27 protein-coding genes are annotated in these 24,490 nt (G+C 55.6%); 17 read left to right on the top strand and 10 right to left on the bottom strand.

Features of this window, described 5'->3' with window-relative positions; all coding sequences use genetic code 11:
- The first annotated feature begins 123 nt into the window (after positions 1-123).
- Positions 124-837, top strand: coding sequence for a redoxin domain-containing protein (locus tag ACLGGT_RS07165; protein WP_008281184.1), 714 nt, complete (start codon positions 124-126; stop codon positions 835-837).
- A gap of 18 nt (positions 838-855) precedes the next feature.
- On the opposite strand, the gene ybgC is transcribed toward ACLGGT_RS07165, so the two are convergent.
- Entirely contained in the window at positions 856-1,251 is a 396-nt protein-coding gene (gene ybgC, locus ACLGGT_RS07160; RefSeq protein ID WP_081507203.1) for a tol-pal system-associated acyl-CoA thioesterase, read from the bottom strand.
- Between the two features lie 215 nt (positions 1,252-1,466).
- Here ybgC and ACLGGT_RS07155 point away from each other — a divergent pair, with 215 nt between their 5' ends.
- From ACLGGT_RS07155 to ACLGGT_RS07130, 6 genes are read left to right on the top strand one after another with little or no spacing between them, the layout of a single operon-like run.
- Positions 1,467-4,340, top strand: coding sequence for a monovalent cation/H+ antiporter subunit A (locus ACLGGT_RS07155; protein ID WP_008281182.1), 2,874 nt, complete (start codon positions 1,467-1,469; stop codon positions 4,338-4,340).
- A 1-nt stretch (position 4,341) separates the two neighbouring features.
- Positions 4,342-4,704, top strand: coding sequence for a Na+/H+ antiporter subunit C (locus ACLGGT_RS07150; RefSeq protein ID WP_008281181.1), 363 nt, complete (start codon positions 4,342-4,344; stop codon positions 4,702-4,704).
- Positions 4,701-6,212, top strand: a complete 1,512-nt coding sequence (locus ACLGGT_RS07145; RefSeq protein ID WP_437195454.1) for a monovalent cation/H+ antiporter subunit D — start codon at positions 4,701-4,703, stop codon at positions 6,210-6,212. The genes ACLGGT_RS07150 and ACLGGT_RS07145 overlap by 4 nt, the downstream gene beginning before the upstream one ends.
- 13 nt (positions 6,213-6,225) lie before the next feature.
- Positions 6,226-6,717, top strand: a complete 492-nt coding sequence (locus ACLGGT_RS07140; RefSeq protein ID WP_008281179.1) for a Na+/H+ antiporter subunit E — start codon at positions 6,226-6,228, stop codon at positions 6,715-6,717.
- Positions 6,714-6,983: a K+/H+ antiporter subunit F gene (locus tag ACLGGT_RS07135; RefSeq protein ID WP_008281177.1), complete on the top strand. Its 270-nt coding sequence runs from the start codon at positions 6,714-6,716 to the stop codon at positions 6,981-6,983. The genes ACLGGT_RS07140 and ACLGGT_RS07135 overlap by 4 nt, the downstream gene beginning before the upstream one ends.
- A gap of 10 nt (positions 6,984-6,993) precedes the next feature.
- Entirely contained in the window at positions 6,994-7,389 is a 396-nt protein-coding gene (locus tag ACLGGT_RS07130) for a Na+/H+ antiporter subunit G (RefSeq protein WP_008281175.1), read from the top strand.
- 97 nt (positions 7,390-7,486) lie between these two features.
- On the opposite strand, the gene ACLGGT_RS07125 is transcribed toward ACLGGT_RS07130, so the two are convergent.
- On the bottom strand, positions 7,487-8,410 hold the full coding sequence (locus ACLGGT_RS07125) for a sulfotransferase family protein (protein WP_437195451.1): 924 nt from the start codon (positions 8,408-8,410) through the stop codon (positions 7,487-7,489).
- A 165-nt stretch (positions 8,411-8,575) separates the two neighbouring features.
- Here ACLGGT_RS07125 and ACLGGT_RS07120 point away from each other — a divergent pair, with 165 nt between their 5' ends.
- The 3 genes from ACLGGT_RS07120 to ACLGGT_RS07110 all read left to right on the top strand — a co-directional run bounded on the left by ACLGGT_RS07120 (position 8,576) and on the right by ACLGGT_RS07110 (position 10,588).
- Positions 8,576-9,199 carry a phage tail protein gene (locus tag ACLGGT_RS07120; protein WP_237183574.1) on the top strand — a complete coding sequence of 208 codons (624 nt, stop codon included), beginning with the start codon at positions 8,576-8,578 and terminating at the stop codon, positions 9,197-9,199.
- Positions 9,200-9,280: 81 nt separating this feature from the next.
- Positions 9,281-9,904, top strand: a complete 624-nt coding sequence (locus ACLGGT_RS07115) for a phage tail protein (RefSeq protein ID WP_151977616.1) — start codon at positions 9,281-9,283, stop codon at positions 9,902-9,904.
- A gap of 57 nt (positions 9,905-9,961) precedes the next feature.
- Positions 9,962-10,588 (top strand): phage tail protein, encoded by a 627-nt coding sequence (locus ACLGGT_RS07110; RefSeq protein ID WP_437195449.1) that lies wholly within the window; start codon positions 9,962-9,964, stop codon positions 10,586-10,588.
- Between the two features lie 57 nt (positions 10,589-10,645).
- Here ACLGGT_RS07110 and ACLGGT_RS07105 read toward each other — a convergent pair whose 3' ends face one another.
- From ACLGGT_RS07105 to ACLGGT_RS07095, 3 genes are read right to left on the bottom strand one after another with little or no spacing between them, the layout of a single operon-like run.
- Positions 10,646-10,966 (bottom strand): hypothetical protein, encoded by a 321-nt coding sequence (locus tag ACLGGT_RS07105; protein ID WP_437195447.1) that lies wholly within the window; start codon positions 10,964-10,966, stop codon positions 10,646-10,648.
- Positions 10,953-12,794: a carbamoyltransferase family protein gene (locus ACLGGT_RS07100; protein WP_437195445.1), complete on the bottom strand. Its 1,842-nt coding sequence runs from the start codon at positions 12,792-12,794 to the stop codon at positions 10,953-10,955. The genes ACLGGT_RS07105 and ACLGGT_RS07100 overlap by 14 nt, the downstream gene beginning before the upstream one ends.
- The gene (locus ACLGGT_RS07095; protein ID WP_437195444.1) at positions 12,791-13,714 is read right to left on the bottom strand and encodes an SGNH/GDSL hydrolase family protein; all 924 of its coding nucleotides are present in this window, start codon (positions 13,712-13,714) and stop codon (positions 12,791-12,793) included. Before ACLGGT_RS07095 ends, ACLGGT_RS07100 begins: the two co-directional genes overlap by 4 nt.
- Before the next feature lie 544 nt (positions 13,715-14,258).
- On the opposite strand from ACLGGT_RS07095, the gene ACLGGT_RS07090 reads away from it, so the two are divergent.
- The 5 genes from ACLGGT_RS07090 (at position 14,259) to ACLGGT_RS07070 (ending at position 19,028) form a co-directional block, all read left to right on the top strand.
- A complete protein-coding gene (locus ACLGGT_RS07090) occupies positions 14,259-14,519 on the top strand; it encodes a hypothetical protein (RefSeq protein WP_437195442.1) in 261 nt (86 codons plus the stop codon).
- Complete coding sequence (locus ACLGGT_RS07085; RefSeq protein ID WP_437195440.1) at positions 14,480-15,730, top strand: hypothetical protein; 1,251 nt, start codon at positions 14,480-14,482, stop codon at positions 15,728-15,730. Before ACLGGT_RS07090 ends, ACLGGT_RS07085 begins: the two co-directional genes overlap by 40 nt.
- A gap of 14 nt (positions 15,731-15,744) precedes the next feature.
- A complete protein-coding gene (locus tag ACLGGT_RS07080) occupies positions 15,745-18,078 on the top strand; it encodes a DotA/TraY family protein (RefSeq protein WP_437195438.1) in 2,334 nt (777 codons plus the stop codon).
- A 54-nt stretch (positions 18,079-18,132) separates the two neighbouring features.
- Entirely contained in the window at positions 18,133-18,309 is a 177-nt protein-coding gene (locus ACLGGT_RS07075; protein ID WP_437195437.1) for a hypothetical protein, read from the top strand.
- A 224-nt stretch (positions 18,310-18,533) separates the two neighbouring features.
- On the top strand, positions 18,534-19,028 hold the full coding sequence (locus ACLGGT_RS07070) for a hypothetical protein (RefSeq protein ID WP_437195435.1): 495 nt from the start codon (positions 18,534-18,536) through the stop codon (positions 19,026-19,028).
- A gap of 261 nt (positions 19,029-19,289) precedes the next feature.
- Here the strand turns inward: ACLGGT_RS07070 and ACLGGT_RS07065 are convergent, their stop codons facing one another.
- Genes ACLGGT_RS07065 through ACLGGT_RS07045 form a run of 5 tightly spaced genes read right to left on the bottom strand, consistent with a single transcriptional unit; the run spans position 19,290 to position 21,459 of the window.
- Positions 19,290-19,667: a hypothetical protein gene (locus ACLGGT_RS07065; protein ID WP_437195434.1), complete on the bottom strand. Its 378-nt coding sequence runs from the start codon at positions 19,665-19,667 to the stop codon at positions 19,290-19,292.
- Positions 19,668-19,679: 12 nt separating this feature from the next.
- Positions 19,680-20,078, bottom strand: coding sequence for a hypothetical protein (locus tag ACLGGT_RS07060; RefSeq protein WP_437195432.1), 399 nt, complete (start codon positions 20,076-20,078; stop codon positions 19,680-19,682).
- Positions 20,079-20,090: 12 nt separating this feature from the next.
- Positions 20,091-20,987 (bottom strand): relaxase/mobilization nuclease domain-containing protein, encoded by an 897-nt coding sequence (locus ACLGGT_RS07055; RefSeq protein ID WP_437195431.1) that lies wholly within the window; start codon positions 20,985-20,987, stop codon positions 20,091-20,093.
- Positions 20,984-21,145 carry a hypothetical protein gene (locus ACLGGT_RS07050; protein WP_437195430.1) on the bottom strand — a complete coding sequence of 54 codons (162 nt, stop codon included), beginning with the start codon at positions 21,143-21,145 and terminating at the stop codon, positions 20,984-20,986. Before ACLGGT_RS07050 ends, ACLGGT_RS07055 begins: the two co-directional genes overlap by 4 nt.
- A gap of 2 nt (positions 21,146-21,147) precedes the next feature.
- Positions 21,148-21,459, bottom strand: coding sequence for a plasmid mobilization protein (locus ACLGGT_RS07045; RefSeq protein WP_437195429.1), 312 nt, complete (start codon positions 21,457-21,459; stop codon positions 21,148-21,150).
- A gap of 891 nt (positions 21,460-22,350) precedes the next feature.
- On the opposite strand from ACLGGT_RS07045, the gene ACLGGT_RS07040 reads away from it, so the two are divergent.
- Together ACLGGT_RS07040 and ACLGGT_RS07035 are read left to right on the top strand one after the other, a co-directional pair.
- Positions 22,351-23,499 carry a DNA cytosine methyltransferase gene (locus ACLGGT_RS07040; protein ID WP_437195427.1) on the top strand — a complete coding sequence of 383 codons (1,149 nt, stop codon included), beginning with the start codon at positions 22,351-22,353 and terminating at the stop codon, positions 23,497-23,499.
- Positions 23,496-24,353 carry a hypothetical protein gene (locus tag ACLGGT_RS07035; protein ID WP_437195425.1) on the top strand — a complete coding sequence of 286 codons (858 nt, stop codon included), beginning with the start codon at positions 23,496-23,498 and terminating at the stop codon, positions 24,351-24,353. The genes ACLGGT_RS07040 and ACLGGT_RS07035 overlap by 4 nt, the downstream gene beginning before the upstream one ends.
- The last annotated feature ends 137 nt before the right edge of the window (positions 24,354-24,490 follow it).

Raw genomic sequence — 24,490 nt, 5'->3', positions numbered from 1 at the left:
GGCGATTTTTGTGTTAAGACATAACGTTAAATGCCTTTGCCCGATTTTAAACACATTTGGTTTCAATCCTCTCACTGTTGCAGGCATCAACAACTTTCAATCATAGGACGATGGGGCGCTGGCATGACCATACAATTCTTTACTCCACGCGGGCCGGGAAACGAGGTTTTGAAACTGCCCAGCTCGTTGCGCAAAACGGTAAAGTGGCTGCCGCAGATCGGAGACCTGTTTCCCGATTTTGCTGTCGAGACCACACAGGGGACTTTGCGCTTTTGGGATTGGGCTGAGGGCAGTTGGGTGCATCTGTTCAGCCATCCCGCCGCATTTACGCCGGTCTGTACCACCGAGATCGCGTCACTGGCCAGCTATTCAAGATCCTGGACTGCGTGTGGGATCAAGAACCTAGCCCTGACTGCCTCTTCGATCGCAGAACAGCAAGCGTGGCATGCAGAGATCGAGGATATGTTCGACGTGAAAGTCGATTTCCCCTGTGCCTGTGATCACGGCATGCGACTTGCGCGGATATTCGGCATGGTCCACGAAAAGGAATCCTCGGAATGGCCCATTCGCAAGAGTTTTCTGATTGATCCGGCGCAACGGATACGGATGATTTTCGAGTATCCTGTATTTGTTGGCCGGAATACCGACGAGGTTCTGCGTGTGGCCAAGGCGCTGCAACTGCGCGACAGGACCGGCGCGGCCACCCCTGCGGATTGGTATGATGGGGATATAGCGATTATCTCTGACAACCGACCAGAGGCAGATGTGATCCGCGAGTTTGGTGTGGGTTCAACGCAGTTACGCCCGTATTTACGGGTAGTCGGACAATGCCCGTGACGCGTCGAGCGGGCGCGCTCAGCCGGTCGTACGCAGAGGCGCAGGCAGTTTGACCGGCTTTCCCGCAAGGGTCAGGCAAGCGATCGTGACCTGCGCGGTAAAGATGACATCGGTGCCGCGTAGCACAGATTGCTCTATCACCAACCGCGCGCCAGTTCCGGCAACGGCGCGCGTTTCAACCGTAAGCCGATCATCAAGCCGCGCGGGACCAAGATAATCAGCCTCGACCCGGCGCACAGCAAATATGAGGCCGTCGCAATCGCGCATGGCGTTCTGATCAATGCCCTTGTCGCGCACCCAAGCGCTGCGGGCGCGTTCTATGTATTTCAGATAATTTGCGTGATAAACGATCCCGCCCATATCGGTGTCTTCGTAATATACGGTAATAGGAAAGCTATGTAGGGGGCTGGTCACTGTCGGATCCTGTGTTGGGTACGCTTGCAGCAGAGCATCCCAAGGACCTGCGTTCAAGCGTCGCGGTTTCACGAGGTGGAAAATCGTCACAAGCTGGGTTGTGGCGCGGCAATGCCGCCGTATATTACGCTGGATCAACTGAAACGGCACGTAAAATGCACCCGCGACGTGGTGCCAAGGCCGAGGCAGAGAACAGGGAGAGGGGCGGGAGACGGATGGACAATGCCGCAGGATTTTTGCCGATCATCGCGGCGTTGCCGTTTTTGGGAGCTTTGTTTCCCGGCCTGATGATCCAAGCCGGGCGCAACACCTGCGCCGCCTTTACCGCAGCGCCCACGATCCTTGCGCTCATATTGCTGCTGCTTTGCGCGCCTGCGGTGATGCGGGGCGAAGTGCTGACCTTTGGCATCGAGTGGTTGCCGTCGCTTGGTCTTAACGTCAATTTCATGCTGGATGGTCTGGGGCTGCTCTTTGCCGGGATGATACTTGGCATCGGCCTTTTGATCATCCTCTACGCGCGGTTTTACCTGTCACGCGAAGATCCGATGGGGCAGTTTTATACCTATCTGCTGCTGTTTCAGGGCGCGATGGTGGGAATTGTCCTGAGCGACAACATTTTGTTATTGTTGATTTTCTGGGAACTGACGTCGCTGTCATCCTTCCTTTTGATCGGATATTGGAAACACCTGCCCGAAGGGCGGCAAGGCGCGCGAATGGCGCTGACGGTGACGGGCCTTGGCGGTCTTGCCATGATCGCGGGCATGTTGATCCTTGGGAATATCGCCGGAAGCTATGATCTCAGCGTGATCCTGACGCAGAAAGACGCGATTCAGGCGAGCCCGATGTACCTGCCGGCCCTTATCCTGATTTTGCTTGGGTGTTTCACAAAATCTGCGCAGTTTCCGTTCCATTTCTGGCTGCCCCACGCGATGGCCGCGCCGACACCGGTCTCGGCTTATCTGCATTCGGCCACGATGGTAAAAGCTGGGCTATTCTTGATGGCGCGCATGTGGCCGGTTCTGGCGGGCACACCGGAATGGTTCTGGATCGTATCCTCGACGGGCCTCATTACCATGGTGATGGCCGCCAAGATCGCGCTCTTCAAGGATGATCTCAAGGCGCTCTTGGCCTTTTCGACAGTGTCGCATCTGGGCCTGATCACCATGCTTTTGGGGCTTGGCACCAAGGCGGCGGCGGTTGTCGCGGTGTTTCACATCATCAATCACGCCACATTCAAGGCCGCGCTGTTTATGACAGCGGGCATTGTAGATCACGAGGCGCATACGCGAGATATCAAGCGCCTTGGCGGTTTGCGGCATCTGATGCCAATCACCTTTACGATTGCCACTATTGCAGCACTGTCGATGGCCGGGATTCCGCCCTTCAACGGGTTCCTGTCCAAAGAAATGATGCTGGCAGAAGTGGCCGAGACCCATTGGATCGGCCCACATTGGATGATGGGCGCGTTGGCAACTTTGGGCGCGCTTTTCTCGGTGGCCTATTCGTTCCGATATATCGCTCATGTGTTCCTTGGCCCCAAGCGCGACGATTATCCGGCCAAGCCGCATGACCCGGGTTTCGGCATGTGGGCCGCGCCTGCATTCCTGACGCTTCTGGTGATCCTGATTGGGATTATGCCAATGACCTTTGCCGGCGATCTGGTGCGGGTCGCGGCACACGCTGTGACACAGTCTGATCCTTACGTGAAAATCTATCACATCCATGGGCTGGTGCCTGCATTCTGGATGTCGGTGATCGCGGTGGTTGGCGGCGCAATCCTGCTACGCCTGCATGCGCCACTGATGGCGATGTGGAACGCAACGCCACGGCCCGAGGCGAAGGTGATGTTCGACGCGGTGACGCGGGCTGCCACGGCCCTGAGCACGGCGCTGACAGATGGTGTGCATAATGGCGCGCTCACCCGCAACGGCGCGATTTTCGCGGTCACGGTGATCGGCGCGGGTGTGCTTGGTTATATGGGCGGCGGCATGGCTGCGCCCACGCGCGAGATGTTGCCCGTAACGTTGGTGCCTGCGATTGGGTGGCTCTTGCTGGTGTTGGCGACAATCTGTTTGGTCGCGTTCCATCGCAACCGCTTTTTGGCGCTGGTCCTGATGGGGATTGTGGGCCTGATTGTGTCGATGGGCTTTGTCTATTTCTCTGCGCCAGACCTTGCGTTGACTCAAATCTCGGTCGAGGTGGTGACGATCATCCTGTTGCTTCTGGCGCTGAATTTCCTACCGCGCGAAACCCCGGCCGAAAGCAGTGTTGCCCGGCGGATGCGCGATGCTGGCATTGCTGCCGTTGGCGGTATTGCAGTAGCGGGTCTGACCTATGCCATTCTTCTGCGCGATTTCGCGTCAGAGAGCATCTCGGTCTTTCACCTCGCGAATTCCTACAAGGGCGGCGGCGGCACCAATGTGGTCAACGTGATCCTCGTCGATTTCCGGGGCTTTGATACCTATGGAGAGATCATCGTTCTGGGCATCGCCGCGCTTGTCATCTACGCGCTGACAGAAACCGTGCTCAAGGGACCGGGCGGGCGCTGGCTTTCGCAATGGAAGGCGGATCGCTATCCGGAAGCGGGGGATCGCCACCCGCTGATGATGGTTGTAGCCACCCGCGTGATGATGCCCATCGCGCTGATGGTCGGGGCCTATATTTTCCTGCGTGGTCACAATCAACCGGGCGGCGGATTTATCGCCGGTCTGATCGTAGCGATTGCGTTTCTCATGCAGTATATGGCCTCTGGTTTTGCTTGGGCCGAAGCACGGCAGCGCGTGACCTACCATGCCACAATCGGTGTGGGTGTGCTGATCGCCAGCGTGACAGGGATCGGGGCATGGCTGGCAGGGCGACCGTTCCTTACATCCGATTACGGCTATCTGCATTTCCCGCCGATCGAGGAATTCGAATGGGCTACGGCCATGGCGTTTGACACCGGCGTGTTCCTGACCGTGGTAGGCGCGGTGATGCTGGCACTCAACAGCCTGTCAAGCATGGCGCGGCGGTCGGGTGAGACGGTGAACGTCGCGCCCATGGACATCAACCCGGCCCTCAGCACCGCGCCGGGCGAGAAGGAGGCGTAAGATGGAGCTTCTGTTTGCAAGTGCAATAGGCCTCTTGACCGCTGGTGGGCTGTATCTGGTTCTGCGGCTGCGCAGTTTCCCGGTGATCATCGGCATCTCGCTGCTCAGCTACGCGGTGAACGTGTTCCTGTTTGGCACAGGGCGGCTGGTGGTGAATATGCCGCCCATCTTACAGGACGGTGTAGAAAGCTATACGGATCCGCTGCCGCAGGCCTTGGTTTTGACAGCCATCGTGATTTCTTTTGGCATGACGGCGGTGGTGGTTATGCTGGCGCTGGGGTCGTTCCTCTCATCGCGCGATGACACCGTGAATATCGGATCCGAGACACCGCCAGAGCAGCCCGCGCAGGAGAATGAGGCATGAGCCACTGGATTATTGCCCCGGTCATCCTGCCGGCAGTGCTGGCCGCGATCCTTACGCTGTCGATGCGGCACCATCCATCGTTGCAGCGGGTTTTTTCCATTGCAGGCGTTGTTGCGGTTCTGGCGATTGCCATTGGCCTTACCGTGAAGGCGTCAAGCGGCGCGATTGAAGTGTATGAGCTGGGCAACTGGCAAGCCCCCTTTGGTATCGTTCTGGTTCTCGACCGGCTGTCGGCGCTGATGGTTCTGGTCACAGCGGTTCTGGCACTGCTGGTGCTGCTCTATGCCGTGGGCACCGGCTGGGACCAGCGCGGCAATAATTTTCACGCCCTCTATCAGTTTCAGCTTATGGGCATTTTCGGTGCCTTCCTGACAGGCGACGCCTTCAACCTCTTTGTGTTCTTCGAGGTGCTGCTGATCGCCTCTTACGGTCTGATGATCCACGGTGGGGGTCGGCGCAGGCTCAAGGCGGGTGTGCAATATGTCATCTACAACTTGCTTGGCTCGACCCTGTTTCTCTTTGCGCTTGGCACGCTCTATGCGGTGACAGGCACGCTCAACATGGCCGATCTGGCGGTGCGGGCAGCAGAGATTCCGGTTGAGGACAGTGCGCTGCTTCGGGTTGGCGCGATGTTGCTCTTCCTTGTCTTCGCCATCAAGGCTGCACTTTTGCCGCTGCATTTCTGGCTGCCAGAAACCTATGCCGAGGCCCCTGCCCCGGTGGCGGCGCTGTTTGCCATCATGACCAAGGTCGGGGCCTATGCGATTCTGCGCACATACACCTTGGTCTTCGGCCCCGATCTTGGGGCGACTGCGGCGCTGATCGACCAAATGCTGATCTATGCCGCGCTGATCACGCTTGTGGCCGGGATGGTGGGTATTCTGGGGGCCAAGCGGCTTGGGCGGCTGGCTGCCTTCGCCGCAATCGGCTCTATGGGCACGCTGCTGATTGCACTGGCCGGGTTTCGGCCCGAAACTACGGCTGCGGCGCTCTATTACATGATCCATTCCACGCTGGCCGGAGCGCTCTTGTTCCTTGTGGTCGATCTGGTACGCGAGCGGCGCGGGTCTTTGGCAGGCGCTATGCTACCCGGACCGCGCATGGCGCAGCACGGGATGATTGCCGCGCTCTTCTTTGGGTCGGCGATTGCCACGGCTGGTATGCCGCCGCTCTCGGGATTTGTTGGCAAGCTGCTCATTCTCGACGCCGTGCGCGGAATGGAGCAAGTCTGGCTTATCTGGGCAGTGATCCTGGCCACGTCGCTGGTTGCGATCCTTGGTCTGGGTCAGGCGGGCAGTGCGATTTTCTGGAAGCTGGCACCTGAGACGGGCGAGGAACCCGCCCCCGCGGCACAACCCGCCCTACCATTGGTCGTATGTTTCGCAATGCTGGGCGGCATTGTGGCGCTGTCGGTGCTGGCGGGGCCGGTGATGGGGTATATCGAGGCCACGGCGCAGCAATTGCATGCGCCAGAAGGCTATATCGCCGCCGTGCTGAACGGTGGTTGAGGGAGGAAAGACGATGCTGCGCAAGATCCTGCCCCATCCGTTCCTGACGCTGACCCTGATTGTGGTCTGGCAGATGATGGTGAACAAGCTGACCTTTGGTAACCTTCTCTTGGGGACGATCCTCGGGCTGATCATCCCGATCATAACCTCGCCTTATTGGCCCAACCGCCCGCGCCTGTCGAGCCTGCCCCGGATTGTGGAATTCGTGCTGGTGGTTCTGTGGGATATCTGCGTGGCCAATGTGCAGGTGGCCATGATCATTCTGTTCAAGGCCAATGCCAACACCAAGCCTGCCTGGATCACGATCCCATTAGATCTGCGTACACCAGAGGCGATCACAGTGCTGGCAGGCACGATCACCATGACGCCCGGCACGGTCTCAAGCGACCTGTCAGCGGATGGTCGCAGCCTGCTCGTGCATTGCCTCGATGCGCCCGATCCGGACGCGGTGCGCGATGACATCAAGGCGCGCTACGAACGCCGGCTCAAGGAGATTTTCGAATGATCGACTATGCGCTGTTTTTTGCCTTTGGCTGTTTTGGTCTGGGATTGCTGCTCAATATCTATCGGGTGATCAGTTCACCCACCGTGGGCGACCGGATTCTGGCGCTGGATACAATGGTGGTGAATATGATCGCGCTCTTGGCGCTGTTTGGTATTCTCAAAGGCACAATGATGTATTTTGAGGTGTCGATGATCATTGCCATGACTGGCTTTATCTCGACCGTTTCTTACACGCGCTTTCTCTTGCGCGGCGATATCATCGAATAGGGGGCGGAACATGGTTGTGGACATTCTCATTTCGGCCTGTCTGGTGATCAGCGGCGTGTTTGGCTTGGTGGGGTCTTTTGGGCTAATCAAGCTGCCGGACCCGATGATGCGCCTGCATGCGCCGACCAAAGCCACGACGCTTGGGGTGGGCGGAGCGCTGATTGCCTCGATGATGTATTTTTACTTTGTCGTGGGGCAGTTCTCATTTCATGAACTGATGATCACGCTGTTTCTATTGCTGACCGCGCCAATCACCGGGCATTTCATCGCCAAGACGCATCTGCATCTGGTGCATAAACCCAGTGATCTGCCGCCCACAGGCACAGATCGCCCCTGGGCCAGCTATGAGAGCGATGCCGAACGGGCGCGGATCGAAGCAGAGGCAACAGGGCCGCAAAACGGCTAAAGCGCGTTCACTTAGGCCGTGCCGCGATGCGCTCTGTTGAATTCCTCTCGACGTCGATCAGATCACAGAACGCCCAGCTACAGGCAGTCAGCGGCATTTAGAAATGATGCGCATCTATCTCTGCTTGTAGGTCACGCGCGCGCGTGAACACGTCAGACGGAAACTGTGAAATATCATGCTCTTTGCTTCGCCCAATCGTGGTGGGCTGCAAGAGGTTGGCAGGCAGTGACGTGTGATCTGGTAAGTCCAAGAAGCGGCGAAGGCGTGGCCAGTGTCTTTCCGGATCAGCGCAATAGGCCTCGTATGACATAACAAGAAACCGTCCGGGCATGTTAGCCCTGCCAAAATCTATTGCTGCGCTGTTTGCAGCTATCCAATAGCGCAACTGATGCAACGCAAGTGAGGTATCCGGGTCCTGTGGCAGACCGAACAAATGGCTCCAATGCCGAGCTTGCCATGTGTTCTTGCTGAACGCCATGTCGAGCCCGTCCCGCACGACGTGAATATAGCGGCATTCAGGGAAGACTTGGGCGAGATGCGGAAGAAACACATGGGTGTTTGGCTCTTTCCAGCCCCAAGGCTGATCGCTGCCCACTTGCGGTGGACCACTATTGATCAGGCTCTCGGCATCCGCTGCGCGTGCGCCGTTTTGCCAAGAGCCATTTGGCGGAAGCAGATCGCGCAGGCACATTAGAAGCGCGTGTTCCTCAACGCTTAGGGTGCCGCACAGCCCGGTTGTCATGGCGCGTCGCAGAAGCTTTGCGGCTATCTCGACCTCTGCCGCTGGCGCGCCATGCTGAATCCAATCCGCACGCTTGAAAAGCACGGTGAACCAGAGGTTATCAAGCGGCACGTTGAGCTGCGCCCCAAGCCGGATACCCGCTTCGGAGAGTGTGGCTGCAAATACCCGCGTTCCTGAACCGCCAAGGCCACCAATCGCGACATGCGGATTTGTGACGGGCGGGGTTGCGACACGGATGCTTAGATGTGGGTGCGAAACCCTGTATTTTTGGTCAGTCATCAAAACCTTGTCACGCACCAAATCCGATCGGATCTCGGACCAGGCCTTTGGCCTGAAACGGTGCTCTTTTGGCCCCGAACCTTAAGAATAGTTTTTGCGTTTTATTGGGAATCGTAAGACACTAAATACTCAACTTTGAGTTTAACATATATTTGGAGATGTCGTATGAATTGTCTTAAAAAATCGACTGCTATTTTGGTACTAGGACTTGGACTCCTAGCGGGGGGAAGCCTAGTGCCACATCGGGCGGAGGCCGGTCTTAACCCATTTATTGGGGATATCATTGCTGTTGGCTACAATTTTTGTCCGCGTGGCTGGATGAGTGCGGAAGGACAAATTCTTGCGATTTCCAGCAACACGGCACTTTTTTCTTTGATTGGAACAACCTATGGCGGCAACGGCACAAGCACCTTTGGCTTGCCCGACTTGCGGGGTCGGGGTGCAATGGGAGAAGGAACCGGACTTGGCCTGTCACCGCGCAGCCAAGGTGAAATGACCGGAGCAGAGTCTGTCACGCTAAGCGCTGCTCAAATGCCGCTGCATAGTCATGCGGTGAATGCAAACAACCTCGATGGAGATCTACCGGGACCGGGTAACAAGCTCTTGGCGGCAGCACCGCCAAGCGGGGTGGGCTCTGAGACGATCTATTCTGATCAGGGGCCCACGGTCACGATGGCGCCGACGATGATCGGCGTTTCCGGCCAAAGCCAGCCATTCAATGTCGAAGATCCGGCGCTCGTGATGCAGTATTGCATTGCTACCCAAGGGGTATTTCCGTCGCGACCCTGAGCATAACCCAAGGCCCCGGCTGACGCTGCGGGCGCGATTTTTTGCGGATATCAGACACAACTTTAATATTTGGAGTCAGCAATGAAGAATTTGAAGAAGAGCATGCTTGCGGCAGTGGGAGCCCTGAGCCTGACTTTGAGCCTTGGCGCTACGCCGAACCAAGCAAAGGCTGGATTAGAGCCCTTTCTTGGGGACATCATGATCGTCGGCTTTAACTTTTGCCCACGCGGTTGGTCCGAAGCGGCAGGTCAATTGTTGCCGATTGCACAAAACCAAGCACTGTTTTCCCTACTCGGCACGCAATTTGGCGGAGACGGGATCACGACATTTGCCCTGCCGGATCTGCGCGGCCGGATTACGGTGGGCCAAGGGACCGGGAACGGCCTGACACCACGGCTGGCGGGGCAAAGGTTTGGCTCTGAGACCAAGGTCATGACAGAGGCAACGATGCCGCAGCATAGCCATACGGTGCAGGCGAACAATCTGGACGGCGATTTGCCTGGTCCGGGGAATAAGCTGTTGGCGGCGGCACCGACCGGCGGCAGCGGCAACGAGACAATTTATTCTCAGGCCAACCCGAATGTCACGATGAGCGCGGCGATGATCGCCCCCGCCGGGGCAAGCACCCCGATCAGCACTCTGGATCCGACCTTGGCACTCTACCACTGCATTGCAACAGTGGGTGCGTTCCCATCACGTAATTGATCCCACCTTTGGACGAGCGACAGGTTGCCGTTCCGTATCAAGACTTTGGAGACTTTGATGACACATTTGAAAACGAAATCCCGTGACGCGCTGATGGCGATTGGGCTTGGCATTGCCGCATGTGCAGCGCCGCAAGCAGCACTGGCAGACGCAGACCCCTATGTTGGCGAGATCGCACCGATGGGTATCGTCAATTTTTGTCCGACTGGCTGGGCAGAAACCAACGGCCAACTTCTTGCAATCAGTGAAAATAGTGCACTCTTTGCCCTGATTGGAACGACGTTTGGTGGCGATGGGAACGTATCCTTTGGCCTGCCGGATTTGCGTGGTCGTATTCCGGTTGGCCAAGGCACCGGCACCGGTCTGAGCCCGCGGTCTTGGGGGCAAAGCAGCGGACAACAGACAGTGACACTGACCACCAATCAGTTGGCCGCGCATAGCCACGCGGTGAACGCGACCAACAGCGATGGCAATTTCCCCGGACCGGGGGACAAGATTCTAGCGGCGGCACCGGATGGTGGTTCCGGACAGGAGACGATCTATTCGGACCAACCCGCCAATGTGCAAATGTCGCCGCAGATGATCGTGCCCTCAGGGGGAAACCAGCCAGTTGCTGTGCAGGACCCAACGCAGGTCATTCGCTATTGCATCGCCCTTGAGGGCGTATTTCCATCGCGCAGTTAGGCGCACTAATACACCTCTTGCGGCGGGAGATATCCGCCGCAGGGGGCAAGAATGTCCTTAGACGACCGGATAGACAAACCCGCCCAAACGGGGCGCAGGTTTATCAGGGGGCGCGAGATCAAGCCGACCATTCTCAAGCGCGACCTGCAGGGCGCTGAGCAAGGCCGCCATGCTCTGCTCGCCGTCCTCCATGGCACGGATGCCTGTCTGCGCAAGAAGGCCCTCAGCACCGTAAACCTCTGCAAAAGGGCGCGGGGCGGCATTTAGCTCTGCCATTGGCGGTACAAGGCCCGCTGTTTCGACAGGGCCCTCTACCGGATGCGCACCAAGAAGGATCATCATCCGCTCTAGAAACTCAGGGTGGTCAATCTGCGGCAAAGTGCATCCTCCCTATTTTCTTGTGAACCCAATCCGGCTGGGCAGATTTTCGAACGATCACCCCGCCGATGGCAAGAAGGTCCAGATGGGTGTTGAGAAAACAGTCAATAGCGTCCTTGGGGCTACAAATGATCGGTTCCCCACGTACGTTGAACGAGGTGTTGAGCAGCATCGGACAACCAGTCATCGCATGGAACGCAGCGAGGATCGCACCTGCCCGTGTGCCAATACCGGGTGTTACGGTCTGCAACCTCGCGCTGAAATCCACATGGGTGACGGCGGCAAAATCGCTGACAACAGCGTTCTGCAATTGCATCGGGCTGTGCAAGCCGCGCCCACGTGCGTCTGACAAGGTAGTATTTCCGCAAAATTCCGGCCTGAGTTGCGCGACAAGCAACATATAGGGGCTATCGGTTGGGTCCTCAAAATAGAGGGGCGCCTGATCGGCCAGCACGATAGGGGCGAAGGGACGCCAGTCTTCACGGAATTTAATTGATTTATTGACGCGGCTTAACGTGTCCTTGCCGCGCGGATCGGCAAGGATCGAGCGGTTCCCCAAAGCACGCGGTCCGAATTCCATCCGCCCATGAAAATGACCGGCAATCTGCCCCTCGGCCAGCGCCCGTGCGACCGTATCGGCATAGGTCGTTGGGTCGGGCACCTGCTGATAGACCAATCCCGCAGTCTCTAACGCCGCGCAGATGTCAGCATCGGTGAACTGTGGCCCAAGAAAGCCGCCTGCCATGGTATCGTTTGGAATTGGCTGCGCCTCGGTTGCAGCGTCATCGCGCGCCACTTCTAGCGCCGCGCCCAAGGCACCGCCCGCGTCACCGGATGCAGGCTGAATCCAGAGATTGCGAAGGCCGGGCAGGTCGCGGATCAGCCGACTATTGGCCACACAATTCAGCGCAACACCCCCCGCAAGGCAGAGGTTCATGCTTTGCGCACGGTCCAAAGCGGTTTTGGCAAGGGCCAACACCGCCTCTTCCAGCACCGCTTGGGCAGAGGCGGCGAGGTTCATGTGGATCTGTGTCATCGGATCAGACTCTTTGCGCTGCGGTTGACCAAACAGCATTTCAAAAAGCGGCGATGTGGTACTCAGCCCCCGGTCAAAGTCGAAATATGCCATGTTGAGGGCAAAGCCACCGTCAGGTTGCAGCTCGATCAGCTCATCAAGGATTTTTTGGCGGAATTCGGGCGTGCCAAAGGGGGCGAGGCCCATCAGTTTATATTCGCCAGAATTTACCTTGAAGCCGCAGTATTGCGTAAACGCGCTATAAAAGAGACCGAGTGAGTGCGGAAAGCTGATTTCTGCCTCGGCCTTTAACCCTGTGGCCTTGCCTGACCAAAGTGTCGTGGTGGAATATTCACCGACCCCATCCAACACCAGCACTGCCGCCTCGGCAAAGGGCGCAGGATAGAACGCCGACGCAGCATGTGATCGGTGATGCGGGACAAAGACTATTCGGTCTGTATCCTCGGCGATCTTCCTCAATTGCATCGGCAGCTCTTCTGCAAGGCTTCGCAGGGTTTCCACCATCCGCGGCCAGAGCCGCGCACCGGTCGGAAGCCGGGTTTGCGCGGTTTGCAGAATGCGCCGCAGTTTGAGTCCGGGATCCTCATAATAGGCGACGCGATCAAGCGACGCGCCTTCCGGAAGCTGCGACAAACAATAGGTGATTGCGTTCATAGGAAACTGCCAATCAGCCTTTCGCCGGGTGAAACGCTCTTCCTGCGCGGCGGCAAGGATGTGTGTGCCCTGCACGAGCGCCGCCGCAGAATCGTGGAAATGCGACGAGATGCCAAGCGTGTAACGGGGGGCGGTCACGGGTCGCTCCGACGGCGGAGATCCGTGCCAATCAGCCGCCTGATGAGCGGCTGCAGCCGATCAGCAAACAGGCTGTTGGCTCTGGCGTTTGGGTGAATATCCCGTGGCAGAAATGTGTGATCCCGGTCGTGAGGATTTGAAATATCGGTAGCTTCTGGAAACCGGCTGAAAACAGCGGAGTTAAAATCGGGGTCCAGCGCATCCAGCAGGACAATCTGCAAAGGGATGCTTGCCGCCTCGGCCGTCTCGCAGACCATGCCGAGCACTGCACATGTGGCAAGGTTGATCATATGGTCATCCGGTAGAAAAACTCCGAATTCAACGTCACGCAGCGCCGGTTGCCAAATCTCGCGATACACGATCTGAATCTGGCCCTTTCCATCAAATCGCGCAACGGGCATATGTTCGACCCTCAATTTATACCAATCTTCGCTGAGATACTGCCGCATGCGTTGTGGATGGGCGATGTTGCGAAACCGATGATCGCTGATCATGGCGAGAACGGCGGCATCCATTGTTCCTGCGGCAATGTCACGACGTAGCTGCAGAAGGTTCTGCACAGTACCGTGCCCGCCAATGCCCCGGTTCAAAATCTGGACATCTGGCATGTCGCGCTGGAGGAGGGCGGTAAAGGTTTCATCATCCGACAAACCGGTGCCATAGGTAAACGAGCAGCCATAAATTGCGACACGCGGTCCCTGCGCGGTCTGGGATCCAGGGACATAACGCCAGCCATCAGCCGCAATGTTCTGAAAAATGCCACTGCGAAACGCCACACGGACCGTATGTTCGGGCGACAGCCGCCAACCCAAAACGGGATCCGGGCGAAACATGAGCCGGGGCTTGCTCACGATTTTGCGTGTTTCAAGATGGGAAAATGGCATGATGTGATTGTATCGCTGCTCGTCTTGTGTCGCCAATCATTAGGTCAAATTTCAGGCTTTCCAAAGTTAATCGGCCAGATCCCCATATCCCGAACGCAGCCTTTAGCGCATTCGTTCGCAACGCTGCTGATCCTTGTGACGGCTCAACTTTTACAAGTTATGTACCACAGTCCACCGCTTTTAGCTGAATTCGACGCAAAAAATCATGAAGCGCTTTATGCACTCCTGCAATACCTCCGGAGAGAACAATATTTCATTGGTTTTGTGGTGACCCCGGCAGAACCGCCAAGCTTCACATTTTTGTCAACAAAATCAAACAATCCAGCGGGACACAGGGGGCGTTTTCGCCCCTAATCGGATCAATGGGTTAGTAGATCGACCGGGACACAATTCGCAATCAGAATGCGGGCATGTAGCCGCGTTTCCCCAGCCACCATGAACGAAAAAACCCGCCGCTTTCGCGCCGGGTTTTGATCGTCGTCGGATTGCCGTCCGACGTGGTGTAACGTTCGCTTCCATCACACATATTACGTTCAAAAACATATGTGATGCGGGGCGAACAGTCAAGGAATGACTGCTCATGACCGTTCAAAATATCCAGAAATCCTTCAATAAGGCTAACGAAGCGGGACCTACCCCCGCCTCCAAAAATAACCCGTGTGGTAATACGGGTTATACTTCGAGGCAAACCTCTAAAAACAAAGAGAAAAACACCGCCGAGGAAAAGCGGCAGAAAGCGAACTCTGCCGCAAAGTACCCCCCCAACGGCGCGCATCTCGGAAAAAAACAACTCAACAGGAGATGCAAGCATTTCTCCATCGCGCCTTCATCGACTGGCTGACTGTCTCTGTTCCGAATAGCCGCGATGGTACCGGACGGCGGATCGGGACGTTCGAGACCGAGGATGCGATTACTGCGAAGGATGTAGAGCAAGGTGAGTATGAAGAGGCCATCGCCCGCGATCACCTGTTCGCCGTGGCTGCTTCGGAATGCTTGCGCCCGTGCCGCGTGGGGCGCGGCACTGATGGTTTCCATGGTGCATCGCACCTCGCTTTTGATCCCACTGTTAAAGGGCGGGTTGCCACAATTCGTGCGGGGCATGCAACGAATATGCCGTCGATGGAATTGCCGGGATCATCTGGAGAGTGCGCAATCCTTGCGCCCAAGATTTTGAAGCGTCTCGGCCCGGTCAATGTCGCCCGCGTTGATGTCTCATTCGATATCTCTGCGCCGGGCCTTTGGGACGACATTGACGCCATGGCGGTGAAAATGGCGGCGACCCGGAAAAAGATGAAGAACCCCACGTACAGAGGGACCGAAGAGTCTGGACGGACGATGTATTTTGGCTCCGGCAATGTCTCTGTGAAGGTTTATGAAAAGGATTTCGAGCGCTTCGCCAAAGAGCAAATTGCGAAGAAGGACATTGATCCGAACCTTGTCCGGATCGAGTTTTCTATTCATGAACAACAGCCCGACGGGAAAGCCGCCGTGGGTCGATATTTGCAAGAGCAAGACGATGATGGCGAACTGTTGAACCATCCGGGCAACCTCTTGAAAAATTATGCATGGGTGCGGGAATTTGTCGAAAATCTCGCGGTTCTGACAAAAGATGTTCCACCAGACGCCGCGCAACTTGGTGTCGGTCGCATTAACAAAATGCCAGTATCACGCCCCTGTATCGTCAAAGCGAAAGAGGCCGGGCGGCAGTACTCCAGGACGTTCTGCAACGCGGCTATCGTCGGGATCGTCGATGACGAGTTTGATGGAGATTGGCAATCTGCAACGACGACGCCCGAGGTTGTTACTGATCGTGCCCTTGCGATTCTCCGCCCGATCCTTTTGTCCCGCGCCGGTGAACTTTGCGATTTCCATGGGCTGAACGCGGTGCAGCGTCATGAAGAGGAATCGCATCGGCAGAGCCATATGCTCTCCCTTTGGCTTGAGCGTGACGCGGACCTCAAAGACCTCGCGCAGGATCAGCTTCGGAAATCGGCTGAAAAAGCCCGCGAAGATTTCGCCATGTCCGCAGATAATATCAAAGCCGCAGCCTGAGAGAGGACCATCCCATGAGACATATTTTACTACTGATCGCACTGCTTCTGGCTTCTCCGGCTTTCGCATCTGACCCCTCCGCCGAAACCATCTGGTCCGGGTTCGGGACAGAGTTTGGTGACGCATATTCCAGCGTCATTCTGCATGAAATCTTCGGCCCTCTTTTCCCATCTGCTGCGGGCGGGTCGGGTCCAACCGTGTTTTCGACCATCATCGGGTATCTGAATTTTACCTGTGTTGCCGTCGGAGGGCTGTTGTTTTTCTACAACGTGACGGTGGGCGTCCTGCAAACTGCCCATGAAGGGAAAATTTTGGGTGAACGCTGGTCGTCTCTATGGGCACCGTTGCGCATTGTGTTCGGCGTCGGCCTCCTGATCCCGCTCCCTGGACTCGGAGGGTACAATCTCGGTCAAGCGGGCATTGCATATATCGTGCGTGGCGCAACTTCCACTGCTTCTCTCGTCTGGACTGCGGCTGCGGAGACGGTGATTACAGACGACATTCCAATCGCGGCCAGCGCCCCTCGCGTTTCGCCCGGTCTTGTTCGTGATCTCTATGCGAATGCTGGATGCATGCGGGTCGTGCAATACCAACTGGACGTCGCCAGCGGTTACGCTGACGACAATTCCGAACCGCGCCCGGTGATTGGGTATCATCTGACTGAAACCATCAGTCCCGCCGCCGCAAATTCTGCTGTGACTGTGATTGACAGCCGGGGGAATACCGTCTCGCACTCCGCGCCATCTGATCGGATATCCGCGACAACGGCCATCACCGGGGGTCCAGTCAACCCAGACGCCGCGCGGATGATGGGCATTTGCGGCAGTTGGCAGACTCCAGATATGCCGGTGTATCTTTCTGATCTTGGCGATGCAGGGCAAGATGTGCGCGATGCATTCAGCACGGGTCATGCTGTTCTGATCGACAACGTGGCGTCAGAAATGTCCACCCTGACCGCCGCGCATTTTGAAGATGCGCGGTATGGGCGTGATATGCCGGACATATCAGGTGAAATCGCTCGGATCACGCGCGATGCCAACGCGGCAATGACAGAATCTATGACCGCGCTCCGCGCCGCCGCGATAGCTGCGTCAGGATCGGACGATGGCCGTGACCTGCTGCTAGATCGCATCCGAGGCGATGCCGACTGCACCGGCCCTGACTGTCTTGGTGAAGGGTGGCTTGGCGCGGGAACATGGTACATAACACTGGCCCGCCTCAACAATCGGCTTTCATCCGTGATTGAAGCGCGTCCAGAAACATCGGGACCGCAACTTTCGGCAAGCCCAGAGGATCTTTTTGAAGAGGCCGGGGGCCGTGCCACAGGCCGCTCATGGTTGGGGCTTGGCTCCTATGTGTCAGAAGATGATGTAACCGGCCTGTCGACCGCTGATGAAATGTTCCGCACACTGGAAAGCTATGACAGGCAATTTGCGGAAAGTGGTGCGAAGCTGGCTGCGCTTGGGTATCCCCTTGATGCTGCGAGCGTTGCAGAGATCAACTCAGATGCGGCGGATTCGATATGGGATCGCGTACCGGGTGCGCAAGCCATGCTCACAGAACTCCATGGAATTTTTCTGTCGGCGTTGGAACCGGGAAATTTCGCAGATGATCCTATGATCGGACTCACGTCGATTGGCAAATATTTGATCACATTCGCATTCGCACTGATCGCGATTAACACGCTTGCCGGACTTGCGACGGGCGGTGCGCTGGCGGTGTCCCTCGGACCCATCGTCACTGCGATGATTGGTGCAGGTGTAATTTTGTCATTCATCCTGCCAATCATGCCGTTTACATTTTGGCTCCTCGGCGTGACCGGATATTTTTTGACTGTCATAGAAGCGGTGATCGCCGTGAATCTTTTTGCATTGTCCCATATGCGAATGGACGGTGAAGGGATCAGCGGTGAAGCGGGCCGGAACGGCTGGTTGCTCATGCTGACGCTCGCCTTTACCCCGCTTCTTATGATTTTTGGATTCATCGCAGGCATGGTGATATTCCGCGTGTCCGATGCGCTCATGTCCGCCGGTTTTTTCTATGCGGTTGAAGGGGTTATTGGCGGTGATTTTACATTCGGTTTCATTGCAATCATCGGCTACGCGGTTTTGATGGCGCTGATTTATGTTGTCCTTCTTGAGCGGTCATTTTCACTGATTACAGAACTCCCCACACGCGTTCTGCGCTGGATCGGGGATCGGGATCAGGTCGTTTCCAGCACCTATGCAATTGCCCCTGTGCGGCCCGGTTCTGGGCTTCCCACGGGTAGGCCGAAGGGCGGTGGTGGAACGTCAAAATTGCCTGATAAGCCGCCTGCGGGTGAATCAAGTATAGGAAAGCATAAATAGCTTGCGGCTCTGAAAATTGCTCATAAATGACTGACAGAGTGAAAGGACAAGCACATGATTACAGAAGAGGAAGAGAGAATTTTGAGTACTCTGCCGCAGGCAGAGGCGGATCAGCTTCGTAAATTTACATTGGAGTGCAGAAAGACGATTGCAGACCTCGAACACACGGCCCGCATGGCGCGGGCGCGTAAGTTCAACGACGGTACGCCATGGCCGGAGGATTGGAAATGACAATTGGTTCGATTAACGAAAGAATTGATGCCCGTGAGATTAATATCCGATCAGATGGCGCGGAGTGCTGGGATGGAAACCCTGATACTTCAATCGGCACAGATGATCACGCCAAAGTTTTGTCCTGTGCCGTCGCTCTGGGTCATCTTTGATGTGCCATATCCACCGCGCGTAGGGATGCTTTCTGCCGCATAAATCGCCTCAACAATGACTGGAGAAACATCGTGTATTACGTCATCGAAACCAACTACATCGGCCCGAACCAAACCCAAGATAAATATGTTGATGCGGATAAGATTCAGATTAGCACCTCACAACCCACGATTTCAAACAGGAGTCAGGAGGACTGGGCGATCTTCGCCCATGGCGAGTACGCCACCGTCGAGGAAGCCCGCGCTTATATTGTCGAAGAATTTGGTGATGTGCGGAAATGTAATCCGTACGATGAAAGCTTTTCGTCTCACGACGAAGCCATTGTTGAACTTTACAAGCCGGGCAATTACACTCTTATGAGTATCGAAGCGACCTCTAATTGGGTTGATAGTGCCATCCAGTTCGACATTAATGCTGATACAACAGATGAGCGAATTGATGAGCTTGTGGCCAAGTACGAGGCAGACGTCAACAGCGAAGGTTACACATTGAATAGTGTTGTAAAGTCAATCATGCAGTACCGCCGTCAGGAACTTCGCGACGAGATGGACGAAGAAAGTTTCTAAATCGTAGAGTTTTTTCTTGTATGTGCATTTTCACCACATACATGTATCACAGTGAAGGCGACAAATGGACTGATCTACCCCCTCCGCCGAATAGGCGAATGAGGCAAACCACTACTCAACCTTCCCGCCGAATAGGCGGTGTGGTGCGCCTCTACTACCTTCCCGCCGGACAGGCGGTGTCCTTCCTGCCGGATAGGCAGCTTAAAGATAAAGACAAAGGTGGTTTGGAAAAGCCGGGTCAAATGACCCGGTTTTTCCTTTTCAATATCCGGGTGCGATATCTGCAAATGGACTCTCGACTTTACCCGGATCATCTGCCGCCGCCGTCTTTTTCCTGTCCGGCCCAGTCAGGATGTTTTGCATCCACGCCGTGGTTTCATCGTCGTCCAGATACCGTAGATTTCCATCCTCGGGCGGTGCTGGGAATTCATCAGACAGACGGCGGATAAGCTGTCTCGCGCAATCGCCCAAGGCTCCGCCCTGGGAGATGCGGATACTTTCATCCTCGGTCAATGTTGCACCAAATGCGTCTGACCACCGCAGCCAAACCGCCGCACGGCGGCAAGCAGTGGCATCAAGCATGTCATGGGTTTTGTCTGCGGCTGTCAGGAATGCCGCAAGTGCTGTGCTGTTTTTCATGGATTGATCCTTTCAATTGAAAATCAAAACGATCATGACGCCGCCTGCGCCGATGATCGCTCCTGTGAGTCCAGATAAAAACCCAACAAGGCGGGTTTCCCTCGCGACATTCTCTGCCCGTGATAGTGGCTCTGTCAGCGCATGGGCGATGCGTTTCCGCGCTGTCTCTACATCTGCGCCGATGTGAACTGTGACGCCATCCGCCGCGCGCTTTTCAAGCGCTCGTGTGGTTCTCTGATATGCTGTAGAAACGGAGGCCAGCGCTTCCCGCGCGGCTGTCAGGTCATCCTTGACTGCCCGCTGTTCATCAATCAAATCCCGCGCGTGGACGATGAAGCGCCGGATGTCGTCGGAATGAGGTAAGTCTGTCCCTGTATCCTCGGTCGGTTCCGGCTTCTTAATTCGTGCCATGTTTCACCTCCATTAAAGACCGGGTGCGCGGTGGCCGCGCGGCCTCCGGCGCGGGCGGTATTGGGATTGAAAGCCGGGGGACAGGAATGGCGCTATCGCGGCGCTGGCCGCAATGCCTGCACCGCGCCGCAGTTCTCGACCAAGGTTCCTGATACGCGCTTTCCGCAAGCTGTCTGGATCACGTCCAAGCCGCCGCCGCAGTTGCGTCAGAGACGCCGCGCGGTCGATCCGGCCCGCACCCACTTTCTGCCCGTCCGGCCCAGTCAAAAGTGCGCCGGAACCTTTGCCTTTTTGAACAATGTCCAACTTCCATCCTGCGGCCCTGATTTCCCTGTGTAGCGACTTCCAGCTTGTGGCGTGTAGAAGCGCCCGCCGGACGCGTTCCGGGACTTCAGCTTGGTAAGGCTCACGGCTGCGCCGATGGCCGCGCATACGCTCCCCTGTGGTTGGGGATGGCGCGTTTCGACCTTCTACCGCTGCCCAACCACGTTCCGCTTCGATCCTGCGCAATGCACTCTCTATCCGAGCATAGCTGTTGCTGTCGGAAACCGCCTTTCCGTCCGCCCCAACTCTGTTTACAGCGATGTGAAAATGCGGGTGGTCTTTGTCATCGTGCGCGATGACCACGGCCTGATTTTCGGACAACCCGAGAGAATTAAGGACGCGCCGCGCATCCGCCCGCATCTGCGCGGGGGTTGGCTGCTCTCCTTGTGCATAGCTGATCGAGATATGCATGACGGGCTGCGTTGTGCGGGTGCTCTGCGCTGCGGCAACGGTCATTTCAGATGCTGCCGCCTCTGGGCTGTCTGACGCGAGATTGTAGAGTGCCAGAAGCCGTCCCCGATCTTCCTTTGTCAGGTATCGAATGAGGCTGCCGAAACTGTCCCCTTTCCGGGTTTTGCCGATCATCTGTGATCGCCTCGGTTTGCGGCTTTCCGCGCCAACCGGCGGCGGCGCGGTGCATCTGCGGCAAAGATCAAAACCCGGACAAAGCCGGTGATCATGAGCATCATGATAGATGTGAAAACGATGTTGATAGTGCGGACCATTGCGGTTTCGTCGGTCATGTTCAATCTCCTGTCAGTTTTGTTGCAATCTCAAGAATGCGCTCTCGCGCGGCTGTCACCCGCATGACTTCAGCCGCCGGTATCGACTTCGATGAATTGCCAACACGGGCAATCTGATTGAGCAATGCACCGATGCGGTTTAGCGCCGCCACGGCTTCCACGGTCACACCTGTCGCCTTCGGTTTTGGGGGCTTTTGTGTCAGGACAAATGACCGGACATAACTGCTCATAGGCAGGCTGACTGATCCGGCCATATCCGATATCCGGTTCCATTCATCATCATCAAGGCGGATAGCCAGGACGTTTTCGCGCATATTCTACCTCCCCGGACTTGTCCGAACTTTGGAGCCGCAGGCGACCATCGGAGCCGTAGGCGACTGCGTTAGCGTTTTGTTTAGACAAAACATTGCTTGCTGCTGTTGTTCACTTTCTGTTCACAGTATGTTAATCTAATTTACATTGCAACAGAAACATGGAGAGGCCAGTTTCAATGAGACAATTTTTTATCTGTTTAGGGATGAGTGTTGTCGCGTTCTACTATACCGGACAGCGCGTTTACGTTGAGGCGTGCAGGGACATAGAACCTTGCGATGTTCGCGTTTCTTCACGCGTGATTGCGATCAATGCTGACGACGCACAGGGGGGTTTTTCCGCTTGGGGACCTACGCGCAGAGGCTGTGTCCTTATTGCGTATCATAATCTGCCTGCCATACGGAAACGGGCTGTCTGGAATGAGGCTGAACGGTTTCTCGATGGGAACACTCGCGCGAGGTGGCTTCGCATATCCGAAATTGAAGCCGTAGTGTTTCTGGCGCTCTCAAGAAGCCCTGAAAGGTCACGTGATACTATTGCGCTTGGACAGGCAAATATGACCAGTGAAAACTTACTGGCTTCTGCATTGGCGTTCCTGTTTATCTTGCCTTTCCATGTTGCGCTGAGTGCATATCGTGGGCTTGCGTCAAGCAACGTTGTTCCAGAATCATAACCGGAGCGGCAGGATTTCTGCCTCTACCCACAAGACTGGCGTAAGCTCAAGTCCAGCATTCCCCTCTTGCAGCCACGCTGTCTGTCAAAAGGTGTCTCAAGCCTCACGGTTGTTTGACCGGGTCAGGAGCTTCGGCTGCCACGAGACCCAGTTTCTGTCAATAAAATGTTGAGTCTTGACACGCAGTCTGGTCTACATCGCTTAGATACAGGGGAAGAACATGCCAAGAACATTCTATGAATTTTTCGCAGGCGGAGGTATGGTTCGTGCCGGGTTGGGCGAAAATTGGGTTTGCCTTTTCGCAAATGATTTCGACCGAAAGAAGGGCGAAACATACAAACGGAACTGGGGTCAAGACCACCTTATCGTAGATGACATCCGCAACATTTCACCTGAAGAAATGCCTGGCAGGCCCGACCTCGTCTGGGGCTCTTTCCCATGCCAAGACCTTTCGCTCGCAGGTGGTGGAGCCGGACTAAAAGGCGACCGTTCAGGGACCTTTTGGCCATTTATTTCTCACATTCAAGCGCTCCGAGACGAGAGCCGCGCCCCAGCGATAATCGCGCTCGAGAACGTGCTGGGAACATTAACATCTCATGGTGGAGCCGATTTCACAGCGATCTGCCAAGCGCTGACGGACCTTGGTTACACATATGGTGCAATCGTCGCAGATGCGGCACACTTTGTTCCTCAATCCCGCCCAAGACTCTTCGTTATTGGCGTCCGGAATGACATGAGCATTGCGCCACTTACGACAACAGATGAGCCAAAAGCGCCTTGGCATACGAATGGTTTGAAAAATGCGTACAATCGGCTCCCACATGATCTACAGAAGAACTGGCAATGGTGGAAGTTGCCAAAACCAAAGAAGCGAACTTCAAAGTTTGCCGATCTCGTTGAAGATAATCCGGCATCCACTCCATGGCACAAACCGGCTGAGACTACTCTGTTGTTATCAATGATGAGCGAAGTAAATCTCGCAAAAGTAGAGACCGCCAAGGCTTCCGGTTCTAAGATGGTAGGTACTATCTATAAGCGGACGCGACACGAGCACGGCATCAAGGTTCAGAGGGCTGAAGTCAGGTTCGATGAAATTGCGGGGTGTCTTAGGACGCCTGCGGGAGGCTCATCTCGACAACTTATAATGGTTGTTGAAGGCAGCAAGATTCGTTCACGCCTAATTTCGACCAGAGAAACGGCGAGATTAATGGGGCTACCAGATACATATGAATTACCTGACCGCTACAACGAAGCCTACCACCTCACAGGGGATGGCGTCGCGGTGCCGGTTGTTCGATACATTGCTCAGCACTTGTTCGAGAAGCTAATCAATGAAATAGAACCAGCGAAAAATCGAGAGCAAGCATGAGTGAGATTCCGTGCAAAAAGAACGCGGAGCTAAGAGAGAAAATTCTCGAATTCGCTGAGGTTCTGAAAACAGAGGCCCATAAACTTGGCAATCACGGATTAGACGAGCAGGATTTTTATCAATCAGGACTATTTCGCGGCACAATTGAGCGAATAAGGGGACAGTTTTCAGCCTCGATGAAAGAGAAACGGGATTTTGTTTCTTTGGTGCTAAGCCATTTGCAAGATGGAGATTATATTGCAGATTGGGGCTCAGCAGGGGAGGCAAATAGGCATGATTACTTTGTTGAACTGAACAATGGTCGAACTGCTATCATTGAATTAAAGGGCTGCCTTGATGGCAACAACACCAATATTTTTGAGCGTCCACCACATGCTGACGAGTTTATTATTTGGTCGGTATGCAGCAACCCGGGTGCTGATCCGCGCCACAACGTATGGTCTGGTATACATACCCGCCTTAGTGCCGAAATGATTGACCGCAATCAGAGAATTGACGGATTGATTGTATGGGATTGGATTTGCGGCACTACAGCAAGGCCGTGTCCAAAACTTTTGGGCGACCCTGATAGGTTGACGGATATTGGTCAGTATCGCTTGCCACCCCCTTGTATTTATTTGTTTCCCGGTACTGTTCCAAGTGTTCGAAACAATCCATCACCTCGGATTAATAGACTTGAAGATGTTGGAATTCTTGACGCTATAAATCGGTGCTTTGGTGGCCGAGAAGGAGAAGTAAATTCTGTTGGGATTGAGGTAGCTCACCGTGGTGTTGAAACCGTCCGGACCACGACAATCAGCCGTAACGGTACAGTTCAAAAGACTACCAATCAAACGCCAATACGTCGTTCTTGACATCCTTTGGGGAATGATCGTGTGGATATCTTGAAATTGCCCGGATGCTTCCTTCCTTCCTTTCTTCCCTTCTCTCTTTTTTCAATGCTCATTTGGGGGCCTTAGCCCTCCTGTCGCCACAAGCGACACGGGTCCAG

The organism is Roseovarius sp. MS2, from assembly GCF_051447875.1.
GTDB lineage: Bacteria > Pseudomonadota > Alphaproteobacteria > Rhodobacterales > Rhodobacteraceae > Roseovarius > Roseovarius mucosus_A.
Note: the sequence above shows the minus strand (reverse complement) of the source record. Positions and strands in the feature narration are given on the sequence as shown.

Excerpts from the sequence above, each read along its gene's own strand:
- ACLGGT_RS07165 (WP_008281184.1), top strand. The coding sequence starts at position 124 with ATGACCATACAATTCTTTACTCCACGCGGGCCGGGAAACGAGGTTTTG.
- ACLGGT_RS07155 (WP_008281182.1), top strand. The coding sequence starts at position 1,467 with ATGGACAATGCCGCAGGATTTTTGCCGATCATCGCGGCGTTGCCGTTT.
- ACLGGT_RS07150 (WP_008281181.1), top strand. The coding sequence starts at position 4,342 with ATGGAGCTTCTGTTTGCAAGTGCAATAGGCCTCTTGACCGCTGGTGGG.
- ACLGGT_RS07145 (WP_437195454.1), top strand. The coding sequence starts at position 4,701 with ATGAGCCACTGGATTATTGCCCCGGTCATCCTGCCGGCAGTGCTGGCC.
- ACLGGT_RS07140 (WP_008281179.1), top strand. The coding sequence starts at position 6,226 with ATGCTGCGCAAGATCCTGCCCCATCCGTTCCTGACGCTGACCCTGATT.
- ACLGGT_RS07135 (WP_008281177.1), top strand. The coding sequence starts at position 6,714 with ATGATCGACTATGCGCTGTTTTTTGCCTTTGGCTGTTTTGGTCTGGGA.
- ACLGGT_RS07130 (WP_008281175.1), top strand. The coding sequence starts at position 6,994 with ATGGTTGTGGACATTCTCATTTCGGCCTGTCTGGTGATCAGCGGCGTG.
- ACLGGT_RS07125 (WP_437195451.1), bottom strand. The coding sequence starts at position 8,410 with ATGACTGACCAAAAATACAGGGTTTCGCACCCACATCTAAGCATCCGT.
- ACLGGT_RS07120 (WP_237183574.1), top strand. The coding sequence starts at position 8,576 with ATGAATTGTCTTAAAAAATCGACTGCTATTTTGGTACTAGGACTTGGA.
- ACLGGT_RS07115 (WP_151977616.1), top strand. The coding sequence starts at position 9,281 with ATGAAGAATTTGAAGAAGAGCATGCTTGCGGCAGTGGGAGCCCTGAGC.
- ACLGGT_RS07110 (WP_437195449.1), top strand. The coding sequence starts at position 9,962 with ATGACACATTTGAAAACGAAATCCCGTGACGCGCTGATGGCGATTGGG.
- ACLGGT_RS07090 (WP_437195442.1), top strand. The coding sequence starts at position 14,259 with ATGACCGTTCAAAATATCCAGAAATCCTTCAATAAGGCTAACGAAGCG.
- ACLGGT_RS07085 (WP_437195440.1), top strand. The coding sequence starts at position 14,480 with ATGCAAGCATTTCTCCATCGCGCCTTCATCGACTGGCTGACTGTCTCT.
- ACLGGT_RS07080 (WP_437195438.1), top strand. The coding sequence starts at position 15,745 with ATGAGACATATTTTACTACTGATCGCACTGCTTCTGGCTTCTCCGGCT.
- ACLGGT_RS07075 (WP_437195437.1), top strand. The coding sequence starts at position 18,133 with ATGATTACAGAAGAGGAAGAGAGAATTTTGAGTACTCTGCCGCAGGCA.
- ACLGGT_RS07065 (WP_437195434.1), bottom strand. The coding sequence starts at position 19,667 with ATGAAAAACAGCACAGCACTTGCGGCATTCCTGACAGCCGCAGACAAA.
- ACLGGT_RS07060 (WP_437195432.1), bottom strand. The coding sequence starts at position 20,078 with ATGGCACGAATTAAGAAGCCGGAACCGACCGAGGATACAGGGACAGAC.
- ACLGGT_RS07055 (WP_437195431.1), bottom strand. The coding sequence starts at position 20,987 with ATGATCGGCAAAACCCGGAAAGGGGACAGTTTCGGCAGCCTCATTCGA.
- ACLGGT_RS07050 (WP_437195430.1), bottom strand. The coding sequence starts at position 21,145 with ATGACCGACGAAACCGCAATGGTCCGCACTATCAACATCGTTTTCACA.
- ACLGGT_RS07045 (WP_437195429.1), bottom strand. The coding sequence starts at position 21,459 with ATGCGCGAAAACGTCCTGGCTATCCGCCTTGATGATGATGAATGGAAC.
- ACLGGT_RS07040 (WP_437195427.1), top strand. The coding sequence starts at position 22,351 with ATGCCAAGAACATTCTATGAATTTTTCGCAGGCGGAGGTATGGTTCGT.
- ACLGGT_RS07035 (WP_437195425.1), top strand. The coding sequence starts at position 23,496 with ATGAGTGAGATTCCGTGCAAAAAGAACGCGGAGCTAAGAGAGAAAATT.